Origin of the sequence: Bradyrhizobium sp. dw_78, from assembly GCF_018449525.1 — a bacterium.
GTDB lineage: Bacteria > Pseudomonadota > Alphaproteobacteria > Rhizobiales > Xanthobacteraceae > Bradyrhizobium.
In genome coordinates this window covers 260631-278872 of the sequence record NZ_JAAVUS010000001.1, presented here as the reverse complement: position 1 = coordinate 278872, position 18242 = coordinate 260631, and the positions used below count along the sequence as shown (strand labels likewise).

Here is an 18242-nt window from a genome sequence, read left to right as displayed (position 1 = left end):
ACGAGAGCTTTTTGTTGTTCTAGGAACATGTTGCCCGGAGTTACGCGGGCCGCTTCAGAAATATCAGGAAACAAAAATCTTTCGTCGGTTCTTCCGAATCCAAGTCAAAGGTTCTCCGCATGACCACGCCGATGCCCAACATCCTTGTCGTCGAAGACGATCGCGAGACGCGGTCGCTGATCGCAAAATACCTGCGCGACAATGGCTGCAACGTCACAGCGGCGACCGACGGACGCGAGATGGCGCGCGCGATGACCGACCATCGCGTCGACCTTCTGATCCTCGACGTCATGCTGCCGGGCGAAGACGGGCTCAGCCTGTGCCGCAAGGTGCGCGCGGAATCGCAGGTGCCGATCATCATGCTCACCGCGCGCGGCGAGGACGTCGACCGCATTCTCGGCCTGGAGATGGGCGCGGACGACTACCTCGCCAAGCCGTTCAATCCGCGCGAACTGCTGGCCCGGATCAACGCGGTGCTGCGCCGCCAGGCCGCGGCCCAGACCGCCAGCGCCACCAACGGCGCGACCAGCCTCACCTTTCTCGGATGGCGGATCGATTTCAGACTGCGCGAGCTGCGCAATCCGGCCGGCGCGCGGGTGGCGATGACCAGCGCCGAGTTCGACCTGCTGCGGACCTTCTGCGAGCGTCCGGGCCGCGTGCTGTCGCGCGACAGCCTGCTCGACCTCACCCAGGGACGCAACGCCGGCTCGTTCGAACGCAGCATCGACGTGCTGGTGAGCCGCATCCGGCGCAAGATCGAACCCGATCCGCAGGAGGCCACCATGATCAAGACGGTGCGCTCCGGCGGCTACATGTTCACCCCGACGGTGGACCCGCTTCCGGCCGCGGCCAGCGTTCAGCCATGAAGCCGCTCGGCTTTCTGAATCTCAAGGGGATCAGCGGACAGATCACCGCCTTGGTGGTGGTGTCGATCATCGCGATCCACCTGATTATCACCGCGATCTTTCTGATCCACCGGCCGGACCAGGCCGATCCGTCGACCGATCGCGGCCACAGCCAGCTGGCCGCCTCCGTCCAGTTGCTCGGCGCCGCGGCGACGGAACAGCGGCCGCGATTGCTCGCCGATATCACGCGGGCGTTCCCGCAACTCGACATCGAGAACCTTGCCGCGGGCGCGCCCGAGGCAGCCGACGATGCCTCGAACTTCGACCTGCGCATGCTGCATCACCGCCTCGGCCGCAATTACCGGATTTTCTCGCTGGCGCAGGACGGCGACACGCACAGGGTCGGCATCGTGCTGCCGGACGGCGCGACGATTTCAGCCAGGCTCGTCGCGGAGGAGCCGCACCAGCGCCCGCTCTGGGGCGGCCCGTGGATAACGACGTTGCTGTCCGCCGTTATCATTCTCACGCTGCTCGGCCTGTGGGCGGCGCGCGCGCTGACGGCGCCCCTGTCGGCCTTCGCGAAGGCGGCCGAGGATTTCAGCCTGAACGGCGCCGCCGCGCCGCTGCCCGAGCGCGGGCCGGAAGAAATCCGTTCGGTGGCGAAGGCGCTCAACCGGATGCGCCGGCGCATCACCGCCCTGATCGACGATCGCACCAAGATGCTGGCCGCCATCAGCCACGATTTGCGCACGCCGATCACCCGGATGCGGCTGCGCTCCGAATTCATCGAGGACGACGGACATCGCAGCCGCATGCTGCACGATCTCGACCAGATGCGCTCGATGCTGGAATCCGTGCTTTCCTTCCTGCGCAACGACCACAAGCTCGAATCCATGACGCTGGTCGACATCGCGTCGACGCTTCAGCTCGTCACCGATCAATACGCCGACATCGGACACAAGGTCGTCTATGAGGGCCCGGAACACGCGATGGCCACCGTGCGGCCCGACGACCTGCACCGCTGCGTCACCAATCTGGTCGAGAACGCGGTCAAGTTCGGCGCGGAGACCTCGATCCGTCTGATTACATCGCCGGACATGATGACGATCGAGGTCGAGGACGACGGCCCCGGCATTTCCGATGCGCGCAAGGAGACCATGCTGGAGCCGTTCGTGCGCGGCGACGACGCGCGGAACATGGATGAAGCCTCGGGCTTCGGCCTCGGCCTTTCCATCGCGCGCGCCATCGCGCTCGCGCATGGCGGTGAATTCTCCCTGAACGACCGCAGGCCTCACGGCTTGATCGTTCGCATTCAACTGCCGGTTCGGCAGCGGCAGGCGGCCGCCTGAAAACGCCTCTGCCCGTCAGACCGCGAGCGGCTCGCGATCCGGCGATGGCCCGTCGAAAACAGCGATCGCTTCGAACCTGTAGTCGCAGGCGAGACAATGCCAGAGATAGGACGTGCGATACGGGCCGGCTTCGATCCAGTCGGGAAAGGTAATCGGCCGGCCGCATTGGGCACAGGGATTTTCGCGGGGCATATCCAAGCGAACCATGGCGCACTCCCTCTCTGCAGGCTTTGCAACGCCTGGCCTTTGCAAGCTCTGGCGTTTGAAGGCGAACCGGACAGCCTTGCTGTCGCACCGGCGCCTCCTGATCATCACCATGCATTGCGCCTTTAAAGCGGCGATGACAGAACGCCGGACGCAGCACATTGTCCCGCGACGATGCACCGCGCATCTTGAAACTAATTTGTGATTTTATGTCGCAATCTTAGTTGGTGTTCGGATCGACCGCCGGCGCGACGGCGTGCATCGCTCCGGACTCGCGGACATGTATCGTCGCGATGTCGTCGGAATAGACCTTGCGCCAGCCGTCCATATGATCGAGCAGCTTGGCCGCCGGGTCCTCCGTGCGCAACAGGGTCGCCTCGACCCTGTATTCGTCGAGCATCCGGAACAGGTTATCCGGCCTGCTCAAGGTGACAGCGGTGTGTTGATCGACAAAGAATTTCTCGCCATAGAGCTCGGTGCGGCCGTCGATGAACGGCGCAACGCCGTTCGCGATCAGGAAGCCGCCGAAATCGTAATTGTTGAACACCCGGGTGAGGTTGAATTTCTTCAGCTCGGCCACCGCCGCCACCGGCGCACTGTGGGGATGCGGCCGGAACGGATGCACGGCGGCGTAAGCCACCGTTCCCGCCACCAGGAAGGCCGCGACGCTTGCAACCAGCAGACCGCGCATCGGCGATGCAGCCGCAGCTTCGGCATCATTGCCTTCATTGCCGCCGATCTGTTTCGCCAGCGGCGCTGCCAGCAGGAGCGGCGCGATCAGCGCGAGAATTTCAGCCGAGCGGGTTTGCGCGAGCGCCATATGCACCAGCCCCAACAGCAGCACGATGCGCATCGGCGGCAACCTTACGCCGCGCAGCAACGCCAGCCCGAGGCCGAGCAACAGGCAGATCTCGAGCGGCCCGATGCTGTCGAACTGCGCAGCCCGCCATTCATACAGCAGCGGCAACGTGCCGCCGAGGTCGAGAATCTTCTTCGATGCGAGCAGCGAATTCCAGCCATAAGGCGTGCAACAGCTTGCTGCCAGCGCAGCAGCGGCGAACGCCGTCCACCACAGCACCAGTGATTTTCGCGCCTTCGTATCGGCGTTGAGGACGGCGTCGAACCCGATCGGCGCGATCAGCGCCAGGCCGAAGACAAAACCGCCGTGCAAATTACCCCACAGCGCCATCAACGGCAGCAGCCAGAACGACGGCGCGGCGCGACGGTCGGCGGCGTCGATCAGCCCGCCGACCCACATCACCATGACCGGCATCGCCAGCACATGCGGCCGCGCCAGCAGATGCGGCACCATCAGCGCCAGCGCCGCAGCCACGAACACCAGCGTCGTCCCCTCGGCCAGACGCCGGCTCAGGATGCGCGCCAGCAGCACGAACGTAGCGGCGATGGCGCCGTCCGCGAGCACGACCGGTCCGCTCCAGCCCGCGACGGCATAGGCTTTGGCGTAGGCGATCTGCGCCAGCCACTGCGTCGAGATCCAGGGCTGGCCGCGCATGGTAAACGAATAGATATCGGTCTCGGGGACCGCGCGATGATCGATGATCCACTGACCGACAGTGACCTGCCACAGCGTGTCGGGATCGATCAGCAGCCGGTTTCCGGCCACGAGAAACAGCGCATAGACGCCGACCCCGACCCACAATGGCAGCAGGCCGCGCATCGGGCTTGCGGCTTCCGTGGGGTGGGCGATGGACAGGGTCATCGGCGCGTCCAGATTTTCCGGGATCTAGAAATTCAAGGAAGCAGCTCAGGGCATAATTTTCGGTGAATCCATCTCACTGCGGCGCCGCCGACGTAAATTGGCCACATCCGTGACCGTTGTTGGCAACAATTAGGGTATGGGAAAGGTTACCCGCGCCTTCCGCGCTCACCTGAGGCATCGTTAATGAAACGTCTGCTCTGGCTCGTCTGTCTCGCCGTCCTCACGGCGGCGCAATGGCCGCCCTCGGCGCAGGCCCAGCGCGCCCAATACGAAGAGTTGATCGCGACCCATGCCAGGGCCAATCTGGTGCCGGAGGCGCTGGTGCATCGCGTGATCGTGCGCGAAAGCAAATATCAGGCGTCGCTGGTCGGGCGCGGCGGCACCATCGGCCTGATGCAGATCAAGCTCGGCACCGCGCGCAGCCTCGGCTATGGCGGCACGGCGGAGGGGCTGCGCGATCCCGACACCAACCTCAGATACGGCGTGAAATACCTGGCGGGCGCCTATCGCGCCGCCAAAGGCGATCACGGTCGCGCCGTGCATTACTACGCCGCCGGCTATTATGAAGTGGCCAAGCAGCAGCGGAGCACCCGCCTCAGGGAGGCCCAATCGACGGCCCCGAGTGCGCCGCCGAAACAGCCGCCCCAGGACCCCGCCAGCGGCGTCCCGCAGGAGGTCAAGGCCGACCCGGTTGCTGCGCCGCAAGAAGGTGCAAATGAGGCAAACGCGCGTTGACACACCCAACCATCGGCCTACATTAGAGTCGTTCCGAGGGGAGCTCCGACGAGGAGCTGAGAGGCCGCACGTTCATGCCCCATGATGGGGTACGAGACCGCGGTGACCCTTTGAACCTGATCCGGGTCATGCCGGCGAAGGGACAGGGATGCATCAGAGTTCGAAGTCTTCGCGGAGCGAATCCGCTGTATCGGTCATCGGCGCAGGCATTGCCGGCGCTTGGCAGGCCTTGTTGTTTGCGCAGGCCGGCCACGCCGTCACGCTGCACGAACGCAGTGACGCCACGCTGACGCAATCCACAAGCCATTGGGCCGGCGGCATGCTGGCGCCCTATTGCGAAGCCGAAGTGTCGGAGCCCGTGATCGTCCGGCTCGGCCTGCGCTCGCTGGATCTGTGGCGCGAGAATTTGCCGGAGACACCGTTCAACGGCTCGCTGGTGGTGGCGCATCCGCGCGACCGCTCCGACTTCGAGCGCTTCGCCCGCCTGACGACTGGCCATCGGCGGCTCGATGCGCAGGCCCTCGCCAGGATCGAGCCCTCGCTCGAAGACCGCTTCCGCGAGGCGCTGTTTTATCCCGACGAAGGCCATGTCGAGCCGCGGCGGGTGCTGCCGCAACTGCACGCCCGCATCAGGGCAGCCGGCGGCACCGTTCAATTCAACAGCGAAGCGACCCCTGAGGATTGCGACGGCATCGTGATCGATTGCCGCGGGCTGTTCGCGCGCGACACCCAACCCGAGCTGCGCGGCGTCAAGGGCGAGATGATTCTGGTCGAGACCGCCGAGGTCGAACTGTCGCGTCCGGTGCGGCTGATGCACCCGCGCTGGCCGCTCTACGTGATCCCGCGCGCGGATCACCTGTTCATGCTGGGCGCGACCTCGCTCGAGTCGGAGGCCACCGGCGTCAGCCTGCGCTCGGCGCTGGAACTGCTGAGCGCGGCCTACACGGTGCATCCGGCCTTCGCCGAGGCGCGCGTCGTCGAATTCGGCTCCGGCCTGCGCCCGGCCTTCCCCGATCATCTGCCGCGCATCGCGATCGACAAGGAACGGATTGCCGTCAACGGGCTTTACCGCCACGGCTTCCTGCTGGCGCCGGCGCTGGCGGAGTTGACGCTCTCTTATGTCGAGCGCGGCACGATCGACAATGAGGTGATGCAATGCGCGTGACCGTCCGATGCGGGTAACCGTCAATGGCGAGCCGGTCGAGATCACCTCGCAGCGCATCGACGCGCTGCTCGGCGAGCTCGACTATGAGGGCACGCATTTTGCGATCGCGCTGAATTACGACGTGGTGCCGAAGAGCCGCTGGGCCGAAACGGCGCTGAAGAGCGGCGACGAGATCGAGATCATCACGCCGCGGCAGGGAGGGTGAGGATGCGAAGAAACTCTCTCCATACGTCGTCCCGGCGAATGCCGCGACCTATAACCACCGGCCTTTGTTATAACCGAAGGCGTCTGTCACTCTGCCCAAAAGAAAGATCACGCGGTATGGCTCGCGGCATTCGCTGGGACGAGGAAGTGAGAGGGAGCGGCGCGCATCAACAAAGCGTTCGTCATTCCGGGGCGCGCGTGGAACGCGCGAACCCGGAATCTCGCGGAAACGGGTGCGCCTATCACCTCGGGATTCCGGATCGGTTCGCGTTGCGAGCCGTTCGGAATGACGGAGTAGCCTCATGCTGAATTTCTACGGCCGCGAATTTGCCTCCCGCCTGCTGATCGGCAGCGCGCTGTATCCGTCGCCTTCGATCATGCAGACGGCGATCCGCGCCTCGGGCGCCGGGATCGTCACGGTAGCGTTGCGGCGCGAGGTTGCCGGCGGCAAGACCGGCGATGCGTTCTGGTCGCTGATCCGCGAACTCGACGTCACGGTGCTGCCGAACACCGCCGGCTGCCGCAGCGTGCGCGAGGCCGTGACCACGGCAAAGCTCGCGCGCGAATTATTTGCGACCTCGTGGATCAAGCTGGAGGTGATCGCCGACAACGACACGCTGCAGCCCGACGTGGTCGGCCTGGTCGAAGCCGCGACCATCCTGATCAAGGATGGTTTTGACGTGTTCCCCTATTGCACCGAAGACCTTTCCGTTGCGATGCGGCTGGTCGAAGCCGGCTGCAAGGTGGTGATGCCGTGGGCGGCGCCGATCGGCAGCGCCAAAGGTATCGTCAACCGCGACGCGCTGAAGCTGCTGCGCGACCGGCTGCCCGATATCACGCTGGTGGTCGATGCTGGCCTGGGCGCGCCGTCGCATGCGGCGCAAGCGCTCGAGCTCGGCTACGACGCGGTGCTGCTCAACACCGCGATCGCCAAGGCCGCCGATCCGGTCGCGATGGCCAGCGCGTTCAAATCCGGCGTCGAGGCCGGACGCGCGGCCTATGAGGCCGGGCTGATGGAAGCCCGCGACTTCGCCTCCCCTTCCACTCCAGTCATCGGGACCCCGTTCTGGCATGCCGTATCCTGATCGATTTTATCCCGTCGTCGACAGCGTCGCGTGGGTCGCGCGGCTCGCCGCGCTCGGCGTCGGCACGGTGCAGTTGCGCGCCAAGGACCTCGACGATGGCCAGGCGCTGCAGATCGTGACCGACGCGCTCGCCGCAACCGCCGGCACCAACACCAAGCTCGTGGTCAACGACTACTGGCGCGCGGCGATCGTCGCCGGCGCCAGGCATCTGCATCTCGGCCAGGAAGACCTGGTCGACGCCGACCTCAAGGCGATCCACGATGCCGGCCTGACGCTCGGTATCTCGACCCATGACGACGCCGAACTCGAAACCGCCTTGCAGGCCAATCCCGACTATGTCGCGCTGGGGCCGATCTTCCCGACCACGCTGAAGTCGATGCGGTTCGCGCCGCAGGGCATCCCGAAGATCACCGAATGGAAGAAGCGCGTCGGCGGTATCCCGCTGGTCGCGATCGGCGGCATCAAGCTTGAACAGGCCGCCGAGATTTACGCCGCGGGCGCGGACTCGATCGCCGTCGTCAGCGACGTCACCCAGAACGCCGACCCCGACGCCCGCGTGCGCGCCTGGCTCGGCCAGAACGCGGAGGCCGCGTGAAACACTCTACCACCGTCATTGCGAGCCAACGGGTCGGCGCAAGGCGCCGCCCGATGAAAGGCTCCGCGAAGCAATCCATAAGTCTCGCCGCGAAACCGGTGAGAATGGATTGCTTGGTCGCTGACGCTCCTCGCAATGACGAAACAAAAATCACCATCGTCATTCCAGGGCGATGCGAAGCATCGAACCCGGAATCTCGCGATTCCGGATCGGTCATACGGACCGTCCGGAACGACAACATTTAAAAGGAGGATCCCATGAACATCCGCTCCAACCCCGACACCACGCTTCCCGCCGTCACCACCGGCCCCCTCACTTCGTCGCGCAAGATCTTCGTCACGCCCGACGAGGCCGCCGATGTCCGCGTGCCCTTGCGCGAGATCATGCTCAGCGAAGGCGCCGGTGAGCCGAACCTGCCGGTCTACGACACGTCCGGTCCCTACACCGATCCGGCTGTCACCATCGACGTCAACGCCGGCCTGTCGCGCATCCGCGCCGCCTGGGTCAAGGAACGCGGCGGCGTCGAGGAATATCAGGGCCGCGACGTCAGGCCCGAGGACAACGGCAATGTCGGCGCCAAGCATGCCGCGCGCGCCTTCAAGGCCTATCACAAGCCGATGCGCGGGCTCGACGGCCACAAGATCACCCAGCTCGAATTCGCCCGAGCCGGGATCATCACCAAGGAGATGATCTATGTCGCGACCCGCGAAAACCTCGGCCGCAAGCAGCAGCTAGAGCGCGCGGAAGCCGCACTCGCCGCCGGCGAAAGCTTTGGCGCCGAGATCCCCCCCTTCATCACCCCGGAATTCGTGCGCTCGGAAATCGCGCGCGGCCGCGCCATCATCCCCTCCAACATCAACCATGCCGAACTGGAGCCGATGATCATCGGCCGCAACTTCCTGACCAAGATCAACGCCAATATCGGCAACAGCGCCGTGACTTCGTCCGTCGAGGAAGAAGTCGACAAGATGGTGTGGGCGATCCGCTGGGGCGCCGACACCGTGATGGACCTCTCGACCGGGCGCAACATCCACACCACCCGCGAATGGATCCTGCGCAACTCGCCGGTGCCGATCGGCACCGTTCCGATCTATCAGGCGCTGGAGAAATGCGACGGCGATCCGGTCAAGCTGACCTGGGAACTCTACAAGGACACGCTGATCGAGCAGTGCGAACAGGGCGTCGACTACTTCACCATCCATGCCGGTGTCCGGCTGTCCTACATCCACCTCACCGCCAGCCGCGTCACCGGCATCGTCTCCCGCGGCGGCTCGATCATGGCCAAGTGGTGCCTGGCGCATCACAAGGAAAGCTTCCTCTACACCCATTTCGACGAGATCTGCGACCTGATGCGCAAATACGACGTCTCGTTCTCGCTCGGCGACGGGCTGCGTCCGGGCTCGATCGCCGACGCCAACGACCGCGCGCAATTCGCCGAACTGGAAACGCTCGGCGAACTGACGAAGATCGCGTGGGACAAGGGTTGCCAGGTGATGATCGAGGGCCCCGGCCATGTGCCGATGCACAAGATCAAGATCAACATGGACAAGCAGCTCCGGGAATGCGGCGAGGCGCCGTTCTACACGCTGGGACCGCTGACCACCGACATCGCGCCGGGCTACGACCATATCACGTCAGGCATTGGCGCTGCCATGATCGGCTGGTTCGGCTGCGCGATGCTGTGTTACGTCACGCCGAAGGAGCATCTCGGCCTGCCCGACCGCAACGACGTCAAGACCGGCGTCATCACCTACAAGATCGCGGCGCACGCCGCTGATCTCGCCAAGGGCCACCCGGCGGCGCAGCTGCGCGACGACGCGCTGTCCCGCGCCCGTTTCGATTTCCGCTGGGAGGACCAGTTCAACCTCGGCCTCGATCCCGACACCGCGCGCACCTACCATGACGAGACCTTGCCGAAGGAAGCGCACAAGGTCGCGCATTTCTGTTCAATGTGCGGCCCGAAATTCTGCTCGATGAAGATCACGCAGGATGTCCGCGACTACGCCGCCACGCTGAACGACCCGGCCGGCGTCGGCCTGTCGATCTCCGGCACCATCGAAGACGGCATGGCCAGCATGAGCGCCAAGTTCAAGGAGATGGGCGCGAGCGTGTATCTCGATGCGGAGAAGGTGAAGGAGAGCAACAAGGCGTTGTGAGGAAGGTGATGATACCCATTGAACTTCCCGATTGGTGGAAAGCGACTGAAATTCCTCTGATTGAGAACGATTGGAGAAACATAAAGCTCTATTGTTCATCGCCCGAAACACCCTTGAGTTGGGCAGATGCTGTTTACCTGATCCGACTATCGCCTCCGTTTGCTATACGATATTCGGAGGCGATATCGAGCCCGCTCATCTATGTAGGGTCTGGGTCAATTCAGCAACGGTGGGCATATCATAGATGGTGGCTCCAACGGCTTGCCTATTATTTGCCAGGCGCAAGATACGAGGTTTGGGTTTCCCACCATTCAGAATATCGCCGAATCGAGGCAGACGCGCTGTTCTTATTCCGACAAGATACAAAGCGCCTGCCTCTTGTGAATCGGAAAACAGAGGAACATCAACGCGGCGACGTAGAGGGATACGTTTCCGACTACTACCGCACCATTGTTGGGGTCGACCGTCGCTATTTCTGGAAAATTGAACCATTACAAAAGGACGTTTTGGAATATTTCGATAAAGGGAAACTCGAAGAACCTCCGCCCGGCCTTGAACGGTAGCAGCTGCAGTCGAATATTAATTCATTTGAAAGAAGGCGCAAGCCAAGCCCTGCCAATAGAGCGCCACAATGACGTGCGAATTACAAATTCATCCAACCTGCCTGATCCAGTCTCTAGCCATCATCTCTAGGCGTTCGATCTCGAACGTGGGTAAAATACCAGTATGCATTATTATATTTCTCGACATTTCGATGTCGCGAAACCGCGAAGAAATCCAGGCTTGGTTGGGGAAAACATCCGAAAAATCTTCCCAGTTAAAAATTATGACTTGCTCAAGCTGACCGAAGGTCGTGTATCCAATTAACTCCGAAGACCGAGGGGTATGATACCGATGTATTTGTTCAGTCGATCGGAACTTCTCTACCGCCTCGCGAATTTTGTTCGGAACTTTTTTGTCCCACCAATCCACCCCGTGCTTTTCAGTAAGCCGTTGAGTAATTAGTTCCCGGGCAGAATTTTCGACGCAAAAGAAAATAACAAATACGGACGCCATCTTACCCGCTTCGGACACGATCCGTAACGGAAAGTCCATTTGTTCTGCTCGAGAGACCACGCTTTTCTCGGAAATAACATCAACGTTAATGCCTTCGCGGGAAAGGCCAGAAAGGTTTTCCTTAACTAGCATTCCGTTAAAAACGAATTTTTTGAGATCTTCTATCACACTCAAATATCCAGATTATCTCTGAGGCTTTTGAAGATAGCGTTGTAAACGGCAATTTCCGTCGTTGCAGGAAGAATAATCTGAACGTTGTAATGAAATGCTGTCGGCCTTCTCTCTTTCGCGCCCGCATTCGAGATTTCGTCCGCCTTGGGAGGCGTTTCTGGCACCTCATCGACAGCTACCGACAAGCTTGGCTTTTTGTCGAAGTTGGCCTGTTGGACTAATGCCTTAAATGTTCGAAAATTACGGTCGACGGCTGTCTCGTCCTTCCCTGTAACCCTCGCTATTGCACCCTTAATATCCTGATCTGCGGCACGATAGATGCTTGTATTGATCGCAAAGAGATCAGAGTAAGTCTCACGTATTCTTTCAGCGAGGATTCCAGGCCGTTCGTTCGCATCGCGCAATAAATCATAATAGGCTGTCGGCTGGTTGCTATCATTAAGGAAGCCGAGTCTACGGAGCAACGGAATAAAGGCTCTATCATTCGAACTCGTAAGACCAAGTTTTTCTATGAACTCCTGTGAAAATCTTTCCGGCTTGGCTGCCGCACTAATTCTTTCTAAAAGAGTTGGAATTCGTCCATTTGCTAATATCCAAGGATATTCGACGCTCATTCTGAGTCTCTCAAGCTGATCAAAAAAAACAACCAGTGATAGAATGTGCTTATAAAAGGACTGGAGTCGATACTTCTTTAGTGTCGTTCACAGCTTTCGCCGAATGCGCAACGCTTCTCGCGGGCGCAGCATTACACTGACTGAAGAGTCTAGCCCGAACGGGCGAAACGACATCCGGGTTAACAGCTTTCCCGCATATCGCTGCGCTCATGCGGGCTACATCAAATTCGAAAAGGGTCTGACCGTGTGTTCAGTGCGTTTCGAAGTCGGAGCAGATACCGATCAATAATTTGGCGGTGCATTGGCTGCGCTCGGCGAGTCGATCGCGGTCTGATAATCCCATGTGCTCCGTCGCGATGTTGAACAGATACGCAGCGATTTCTGTTTCGGTCGCCCGTTCGTCCATCAACATCACATATGCCTTGTCGGCGTAAGCGTCATATTCGTCATCCGCATCGCTGCCGACGATTCCAATCGGGTCCCACTTATGCAGCAGCATCTGCCGAACGCGACGTCGGTTCTCCCTAGACTGATATTTATTCCGTCCGTGCGCCATTTATATCAAGCCGACCTGTCCTCAAGAACCCGTTTTCTTCAACAGCGGCTGGTCCGCTTTCACCTCGGGCGAACATTCCGCTTCCCAGGGAAACCGCCGGTTGCGGTCCTGCCAGATGAGCTGGAGGCAGGGGAACGGCCTCGGCGACTTCCCGTAGAACCAGATCGCCATGCCCAGATATTCGGGATAGGCCATGAGCGGCACGTGCCAGAACGCGAGCTTGTAGCCGTCCAACAGGAAGTCATCGGAGATATCGCCGTCGACGAATGTGTGACCGGCGGCAGCGCGATCGCGGACGTCGTTGATGATGAGCTGTGCGCTCTCGGGACGCATGCCGAAGATGATGAGTTCGGGATGGCCATAGTTCAGGAACAGGCCGATCGAAAATGCGAAGGGCGGATCGCCATCGCCGATAGTGGCGATGTGGCAGCCATGCTTGCGAACGTTGCGGAAAATGATCTCGTCAGCTTCATGATCGGCCTTGGGCCATTCGAAGTTGTCTTGCATTCATGGATCCCTGATGGCACTCTCGGCAAGCGAGCAGGCGAACGTAACACAACCTGCGCCATGCAGCAACCAACTGCGGTCCGGAGAAGCGAAGCGACATCCGGGATCTCTGAGCATACCGCTACGCTGATGCGGGCTATGAAAATCGTATGGTGGGTTAGCCGCAGGCGTAATCCTGCCACTTTACTCCGACCTTCCATCCGTCAATTTTTTCGCGGCGGCAATGGTGGGTTACGGCTTCGCCTACCCCACCCTACAGCCTTACTTCATCGTGATCGCGAGCCCGCTCAGATCCGCGTTCGCCATCAGTCCGACTTGACGGCCGGTCAGCTCCAGCACCGCGCCCTTCTGGTTGGACAGCACGATCGCCCGAGCGCCGCCGCCGATCGCAAGGCCTGCGCCAGCCGCGCCGTAGACGCCGGCGACATCCGACGGCCGGAAGATGTTATGCACCCGGCCGCGCAGCACCGTCTTCGATCCGCCGAACACCAGGCCATAATCCAGTCCGCCGGCCGAGAGCGGGTAGCTGCGCCCGTGGAAAGTCAGCACACCGCCGCCGCCGGAGCCGCCGATGAACCAGCCTGCCTTGTAGATCGTGAGCGTCACGGTGCCGTCATCGGCATAGGAAGCGGACGGCAGCGCGGCGCCGGCGAAAGCCAGCAGCGCGACCGCGGCGGCACGAAAGGCGGATGGCATCTTCATCTCATGATCTCCTGGAGATTGATTATAGGCTGATGGATCTGGTGGGCGGGCGGCAGCGGATCGAATCGTGCCGCTCCAATGTAGCCGATGGGAGGGACCGGCAAAACCTGCAGCCAGGCAAAACTGGTTCGCGGGCCGCGATCAGCGAGGTACAATCCGCACGCTTTCACGTTGCAATGGCGGGTTACGCCATCGGCCTGCGCCGCCGGCATCGCCGCATGAACGAGCTGTAACCTGCCGCGTTCGGGCCTGCGCCCTATCCCGCCCGCACCACCTGCGTGGTCCAATCCGGCGATGCCGATCGAAATCGAATGTGTCGCTTCGCTTGAAAGGCGGTGATTGTGTCGGAGCATTGCTGGCGCCCGCGCGATCACGGTCTTGCGATTTGAAACCTGCGCACAGTTTTGCTGCATCACTTGCATGTCCACCCACCATCGCGAAAGATGGACATCACCCCGGCCTGCGATCGCCTGCCGGGGCCCGACCTAAATTTTCCAACAGGAGATCCTTACATGCGTCGCGCTACCGCCCTTTGTGCCGCCGCCGGCATCGCTGTTTCGGCCCTTGCCGTCATCAGCCCCGCTCAGGCCGGCTATTACGTGATCCGTTACGACAACACCGGCTCCTGCCAATACTGGAACGACGGCCTGACCTTGAAGCCGTTGAAGTGGCCATCGGATTACAAGGTGGTCAGCAAGACGGTGCCGACCTTCGCCGAGGCGCTGGCGATCAAGGCGAAGCTGCGCCAGGAAGGTCACTGCACCTATTGAGAGTTTCGCGAGGAGCGGAGATGGCGGTGATTCCGGCTGTCCAGTGCCGTTTCCAAAAATTTCCAGGTTTCTTTCCAGATAGAAACACCTCCATATCCCCGCCGTCCCGCGCCCTCTCGGAGGGGCGTATCGCGATCGTCACGGACGTTGAGCGCGGGATGCGGTGGACGCGGGCGGCGTCGGGTGCGCTGATATCGCAGGGCGGGCTCGCATGAGCCTGTGAGCGATCGAGCGGCGCACGGACGAACGGCGCTGTTGCGGACGGTGAAGCCGTGTGGTCCTGGCACCCGTTGCCGGTGTCAAGTTGGCGGAGGCGATGTCGGTTCGACCGAACTGACAAAACCTTCAATCCGCCGATGACGGTGACAAGACGAATTCGTCGCCGGGGAGAGCGCGGAATAAGCCGTTAAAACCATTGCGTGCGGGAATGCCGGGTATTCCGGTGGACTCGTGGTGACTACTCGTGTGCTTATCTATTTTGCGCACGAGGCTGCGGGTGCAACGGGCACCCGGCATTCCCCACACCCTCACGGGTCGGCGGATCATTCCCACATCTCCCGGGCGTTTTCACACCGCGGGATCGCGGGCGCATGGCCGGAATTGCAGGGCTGTTTGAAATTGAATCCGGGCCGTCATCCATCCGGCGCCTCCCAGCGCCGCCGCGGGGCTCGCTTGTACGGAACTCACAGGTTAATGTTGCATATCTCCGGCTGGAGTTGATTGCCGATGCTCGCACTTTATTCCTACCCGACGCTGTTCGGCGTCGCCGACAACAACGGCTACGGCTTGAAGGTCTATGCGTTCCTGAAGCTTGCCGGCGTGCCGTTCCGGCACGAGCATATTTTCGACGCCTCGAAAGCGCCGCGCGGCCAGTTGCCCTATATCGTCGACGGCGGCGACACAGTCGGCGACAGCGGGACCATCCTTGACTATGTCACGAAGAAATACGGCGTGCGGCTCGACGCCGCGCTGACCCCGGCGCAATACACCACGAGCCTGCTGATCACGCGGATGCTCGACGATCTCTATTGGGTGATGTCGTATTCGCGCTGGAAGGACGAACGCTACTGGCAGGCGTTCCGCGACGCCCTGATGCGCGAGCATCCGAGCCTGACCGAAGAAGGCCTCGCCAAGGCAAAGGAGTTCAACGCCCAGCGCTATTATTACCAGGGCATCGGCCGCTTCGATCCGGATGCGGCGATGGCGCGCGGGCTCGCCGATCTTTCAGCGCTGGCCGACCTGATCCCGGCGCGGGGCTATGTGCATGGCGACAGGCCCACCAGCATCGACGCCGGCATCTACGGCTTCATCGCCAATATCCATTTCTACGATATCGATACGCCGCTGAAGCAGTTCGTGACCGCGCATGACAACATCGTCCGGCACTGCCGCGCGATTCATGAAGCGGTGAGCAAGCCGGCCTGATCCTTGCGCAGCTTTACGGATGCTTCATCAACGCGTCCCGCGCCTTGGCAAGGTCGCAAAACGCCTGCACATTGCCGCCGCCATCCGGGTGAAGGTTCTTGGCGGTCTGCTTGTAGGCATGATGGATTTCGGTCGCAGCAAGACGGCGGCCGAACGGCAGCCCGAGCATCTGGCGATAGCGCTCCTCGGGCGTCAGCACTTTTGGTACCACGCTGCGCTTGCCGAACCGCGGTATGGTGAGCGCATGCAGCGCGTCGTGAACCAGGCCAAGGCGCCGCCGCGCGATTCCCCTGGCGATCCGCTCGGCCTTGCGCACCGCCGCATTGCGCAGGCTCGGCAACGCCTGGATCGCAGCCTGCCGGAGCGTGACTTCATCGCTCGCCGCCATCTCCTCGACCAGCCGCACCATCTCGCGATAGTCCGGCGCGGGATCCTGCCGGAACCGTTCGACACCGAGTTTCCATTTGCTGAGCTTCTGATCCATTGAATTTCAAATCCTGGCGAATACTGGAACGGCATGGATGCAACGCACGACAGCGGCCGGCGTTTCGGATCGCGCGATTTTGAACTAGCTTGTCTCGAATATTCAGAAAGCAAAAACAGAGGAAACCACCATGCCGCCGCTGCAAAACCACGTCGTCACCGGCTCGGCCTCGGGCATCGGCCGCTTCGATCCGGATGCGGCGATGGCGCGCGGGCTCGCCGGTCTTTCAGCGCTGGCCGACCTGATCCCGGCGAGTGGCTATGTGCATGGCGACAGGCCGACCGCCATCGATGCCGGCATCTACGGCTTCATCGCCAATATCCATTTCTGCAACACCATGCGGCACTGCCGTGCGATTCACGCGGCAATCTGGAGAAGGGGTGGAAAATGAACATTTTTGTAAGAGCGGCACTCCTGTTCGCCGCTCTGGGACTGTCCGGTGCGACGTATGCCGAAAGCTCTCCATCCTTCAAAGTGATTTCGCCGATCTTTGATCAACTCGTGGCCTTCTCGATGCCGACAAATTTTGTTGCGGCGTTCGAGAACACCCGTGGCACCCACTACATCCGCGAAGCCGTGTTGAAGGGCGAGACCACCGAGCACTGGACCCAGATGATCACCGTCACTGGCGAGAAGGGTCTTTCAAACACCCCTGCCGCCACACCGGAAAAATTCGCCGGCGGCATGGCCGCCGGATTCAAGCGGGCCTGCCCTGACAATTTTGCTGCCAAGGGGCTCGGCGAGACCAAATTTGGCACCGTGAGCGGTTTTGTCGCGGTAGTCGGTTGCGGCAAGGTCGGCGATCACAGCGAGACCGCTCTGATCGCGGTCATGAAGGGGTCAGCCGACTTCTACACGATCCAGTGGGCCGAACGCGGCGCGCCCGTGAACCAGCCGCCAGTCGAAGATCCAAGATGGACGGAACGGCTGCGCGCGCTGCAGCCGATTGTGCTCTGTACAATTGTTCCCGGCGAGACCGCGCCTTACCCGAGTTGCATCGGAAAGTCTTCATAGAACCGGAAGCAGATGAGCAAAGCCGGTCGCGCCGGCAAGCCGGAGGATATCGCCGGGCCCGCGCTGTTCCTCGCGTCCGATCTCTCGAGCTAGGTGACGGGTTCCATCGTGATGGACGATGGCGGGTATCGGACGACCTAACGCCATGCACATGCGTCATGGAACCAGGCGGGAGTCCTCTACAATCGGAAGTAGCAAATATCGCAAAATTCGACCAAAGCCACCTTTAGTTGGGATGATTCATGCCCTGTTAGGGATTTGTTAACCGACTCCGCACACCGTCGAGTTGGGTGGGGGTTTGTTTCTCGATGTTTCCGCTCATGGTTCGAGCGGGCGTTGATCGGGAGGTGTTGATGACCCATGAATTCGCTGTCCCCGGGTTCGCTGTCCCCGTGCCGGATGTTCCGGCGTCTTCGCTGGCTCTAAATGAAATCGTGCCGTTGCTGATCGGGTCCACCGTGGACGAGATCGAGCGGGAGCTGGTGTTGCAAACCCTTGCGCGTTGCGACGGGAACCGGACCCGCGCCGCGCGTGTGCTCGGTGTGTCGGTTCGCACCCTGCGCAACAAGATCCGGATCTATTCGGCCCGCGGCATCGATGTGCCGGCGCATGCGGACTAAGGTCCGGTTTCAGCTCAGCTGAATTGGGCTCGCTCTGTCTTGCTGCCTGATCGTTCGCGAAAACCGGCTTCCGGTTTCGCAAACGGTTGCGTTCGGGCTGGAATCAGTGGCTTGGAAAGACCGGTTCTGATTCAATCAGAACCGGTCTCCAATATTTTGTTTAGCGCGGTTTCCTTGCGCGAACCGGAATCCCGCTGGCCTATCGCGCGTCACCCTGCTGTTTGCTGTTGATGAACTCCTGCGCGCCCGGCTTCATCGTTGCGGC

General features: G+C 61.5%; 22 protein-coding genes, 3 pseudogenes and 1 riboswitch. Of the genes and pseudogenes, 17 read left to right on the top strand and 8 right to left on the bottom strand.

What is annotated here, in order from left to right:
* Positions 1-119 precede the first annotated feature (119 nt).
* On the top strand, positions 120-866 hold the full coding sequence (locus tag HB630_RS01320) for a response regulator (protein ID WP_213769575.1): 747 nt from the start codon (positions 120-122) through the stop codon (positions 864-866).
* Entirely contained in the window at positions 863-2194 is a 1332-nt protein-coding gene (locus HB630_RS01315) for an ATP-binding protein (RefSeq protein ID WP_213769574.1), read from the top strand. The genes HB630_RS01320 and HB630_RS01315 overlap by 4 nt, the downstream gene beginning before the upstream one ends.
* Before the next feature lie 15 nt (positions 2195-2209).
* Here HB630_RS01315 and HB630_RS01310 read toward each other — a convergent pair whose 3' ends face one another.
* On the bottom strand, positions 2210-2401 hold the full coding sequence (locus HB630_RS01310; protein ID WP_213769572.1) for a hypothetical protein: 192 nt from the start codon (positions 2399-2401) through the stop codon (positions 2210-2212).
* A 217-nt stretch (positions 2402-2618) separates the two neighbouring features.
* A complete protein-coding gene (locus HB630_RS01305; RefSeq protein WP_213769570.1) occupies positions 2619-4118 on the bottom strand; it encodes a hypothetical protein in 1500 nt (499 codons plus the stop codon).
* Positions 4119-4301: 183 nt separating this feature from the next.
* On the opposite strand from HB630_RS01305, the gene HB630_RS01300 reads away from it, so the two are divergent.
* The 7 genes from HB630_RS01300 (at position 4302) to HB630_RS01270 (ending at position 10621) form a co-directional block, all read left to right on the top strand.
* On the top strand, positions 4302-4853 hold the full coding sequence (locus tag HB630_RS01300; protein WP_213769569.1) for a lytic transglycosylase domain-containing protein: 552 nt from the start codon (positions 4302-4304) through the stop codon (positions 4851-4853).
* A 26-nt stretch (positions 4854-4879) separates the two neighbouring features.
* Positions 4880-5014: riboswitch (TPP riboswitch) on the top strand.
* A complete protein-coding gene (locus HB630_RS01295) occupies positions 5002-6018 on the top strand; it encodes an FAD-dependent oxidoreductase (RefSeq protein WP_213769567.1) in 1017 nt (338 codons plus the stop codon). (Overlaps the previous riboswitch by 13 nt.)
* Positions 6019-6025: 7 nt before the next feature.
* Positions 6026-6223, top strand: coding sequence for a sulfur carrier protein ThiS (gene thiS / locus HB630_RS01290; RefSeq protein ID WP_213769565.1), 198 nt, complete (start codon positions 6026-6028; stop codon positions 6221-6223).
* Between the two features lie 301 nt (positions 6224-6524).
* Positions 6525-7307, top strand: coding sequence for a thiazole synthase (locus HB630_RS01285; protein ID WP_213769564.1), 783 nt, complete (start codon positions 6525-6527; stop codon positions 7305-7307).
* On the top strand, positions 7294-7902 hold the full coding sequence (locus HB630_RS01280) for a thiamine phosphate synthase (RefSeq protein ID WP_213769563.1): 609 nt from the start codon (positions 7294-7296) through the stop codon (positions 7900-7902). Before HB630_RS01285 ends, HB630_RS01280 begins: the two co-directional genes overlap by 14 nt.
* 257 nt (positions 7903-8159) lie before the next feature.
* Positions 8160-10058, top strand: coding sequence for a phosphomethylpyrimidine synthase ThiC (gene thiC / locus HB630_RS01275; protein WP_213769562.1), 1899 nt, complete (start codon positions 8160-8162; stop codon positions 10056-10058).
* 8 nt (positions 10059-10066) lie between these two features.
* Complete coding sequence (locus tag HB630_RS01270) at positions 10067-10621, top strand: hypothetical protein (protein WP_213769561.1); 555 nt, start codon at positions 10067-10069, stop codon at positions 10619-10621.
* A gap of 88 nt (positions 10622-10709) precedes the next feature.
* Here HB630_RS01270 and HB630_RS01265 read toward each other — a convergent pair whose 3' ends face one another.
* The 5 genes from HB630_RS01265 to HB630_RS01245 form a co-directional block, all read right to left on the bottom strand.
* Entirely contained in the window at positions 10710-11282 is a 573-nt protein-coding gene (locus HB630_RS01265; protein ID WP_213769560.1) for a Swt1 family HEPN domain-containing protein, read from the bottom strand.
* 2 nt (positions 11283-11284) lie between these two features.
* Complete coding sequence (locus HB630_RS01260; RefSeq protein ID WP_213769559.1) at positions 11285-11899, bottom strand: DUF5343 domain-containing protein; 615 nt, start codon at positions 11897-11899, stop codon at positions 11285-11287.
* 250 nt (positions 11900-12149) lie between these two features.
* Positions 12150-12398 carry a hypothetical protein gene (locus HB630_RS01255; RefSeq protein ID WP_249780596.1) on the bottom strand — a complete coding sequence of 83 codons (249 nt, stop codon included), beginning with the start codon at positions 12396-12398 and terminating at the stop codon, positions 12150-12152.
* A 78-nt stretch (positions 12399-12476) separates the two neighbouring features.
* Positions 12477-12962, bottom strand: a complete 486-nt coding sequence (locus HB630_RS01250; protein ID WP_213769558.1) for a DUF4262 domain-containing protein — start codon at positions 12960-12962, stop codon at positions 12477-12479.
* Between the two features lie 261 nt (positions 12963-13223).
* Positions 13224-13664 (bottom strand): hypothetical protein, encoded by a 441-nt coding sequence (locus tag HB630_RS01245; RefSeq protein WP_213769557.1) that lies wholly within the window; start codon positions 13662-13664, stop codon positions 13224-13226.
* A 32-nt stretch (positions 13665-13696) separates the two neighbouring features.
* Here HB630_RS01245 and HB630_RS28230 point away from each other — a divergent pair, with 32 nt between their 5' ends.
* From HB630_RS28230 to HB630_RS01230, 4 genes and pseudogenes are all read left to right on the top strand, one after another.
* Positions 13697-13897 carry a hypothetical protein gene (locus HB630_RS28230; protein WP_249780595.1) on the top strand — a complete coding sequence of 67 codons (201 nt, stop codon included), beginning with the start codon at positions 13697-13699 and terminating at the stop codon, positions 13895-13897.
* Positions 13898-13903: 6 nt separating this feature from the next.
* A pseudogene (locus HB630_RS28225) lies at positions 13904-14003 on the top strand (RidA family protein); the annotation flags it as partial.
* Between the two features lie 173 nt (positions 14004-14176).
* Positions 14177-14434 (top strand): hypothetical protein, encoded by a 258-nt coding sequence (locus HB630_RS01235; protein WP_213769553.1) that lies wholly within the window; start codon positions 14177-14179, stop codon positions 14432-14434.
* 726 nt (positions 14435-15160) lie between these two features.
* Positions 15161-15859: a glutathione S-transferase family protein gene (locus tag HB630_RS01230; protein WP_213769552.1), complete on the top strand. Its 699-nt coding sequence runs from the start codon at positions 15161-15163 to the stop codon at positions 15857-15859.
* A gap of 13 nt (positions 15860-15872) precedes the next feature.
* Here HB630_RS01230 and HB630_RS01225 read toward each other — a convergent pair whose 3' ends face one another.
* Positions 15873-16343, bottom strand: a complete 471-nt coding sequence (locus HB630_RS01225) for a hypothetical protein (RefSeq protein WP_213769550.1) — start codon at positions 16341-16343, stop codon at positions 15873-15875.
* Between the two features lie 172 nt (positions 16344-16515).
* Between HB630_RS01225 and HB630_RS01220 the strand changes: the two are divergent.
* The 4 genes and pseudogenes from HB630_RS01220 to HB630_RS01210 all read left to right on the top strand — a co-directional run.
* Positions 16516-16734 (top strand): annotated as a pseudogene (locus tag HB630_RS01220) (glutathione S-transferase C-terminal domain-containing protein); the annotation flags it as partial.
* Positions 16731-17357 carry a hypothetical protein gene (locus HB630_RS01215; RefSeq protein ID WP_213769548.1) on the top strand — a complete coding sequence of 209 codons (627 nt, stop codon included), beginning with the start codon at positions 16731-16733 and terminating at the stop codon, positions 17355-17357. The pseudogene HB630_RS01220 and the gene HB630_RS01215, both read left to right, overlap by 4 nt.
* A 27-nt stretch (positions 17358-17384) precedes the next feature.
* Positions 17385-17450, top strand: a pseudogene (locus HB630_RS28725) (3-oxoacyl-ACP reductase); the annotation flags it as partial.
* A 260-nt stretch (positions 17451-17710) separates the two neighbouring features.
* Entirely contained in the window at positions 17711-17977 is a 267-nt protein-coding gene (locus HB630_RS01210; RefSeq protein ID WP_249780594.1) for a helix-turn-helix domain-containing protein, read from the top strand.
* Positions 17978-18242 lie beyond the last annotated feature (265 nt).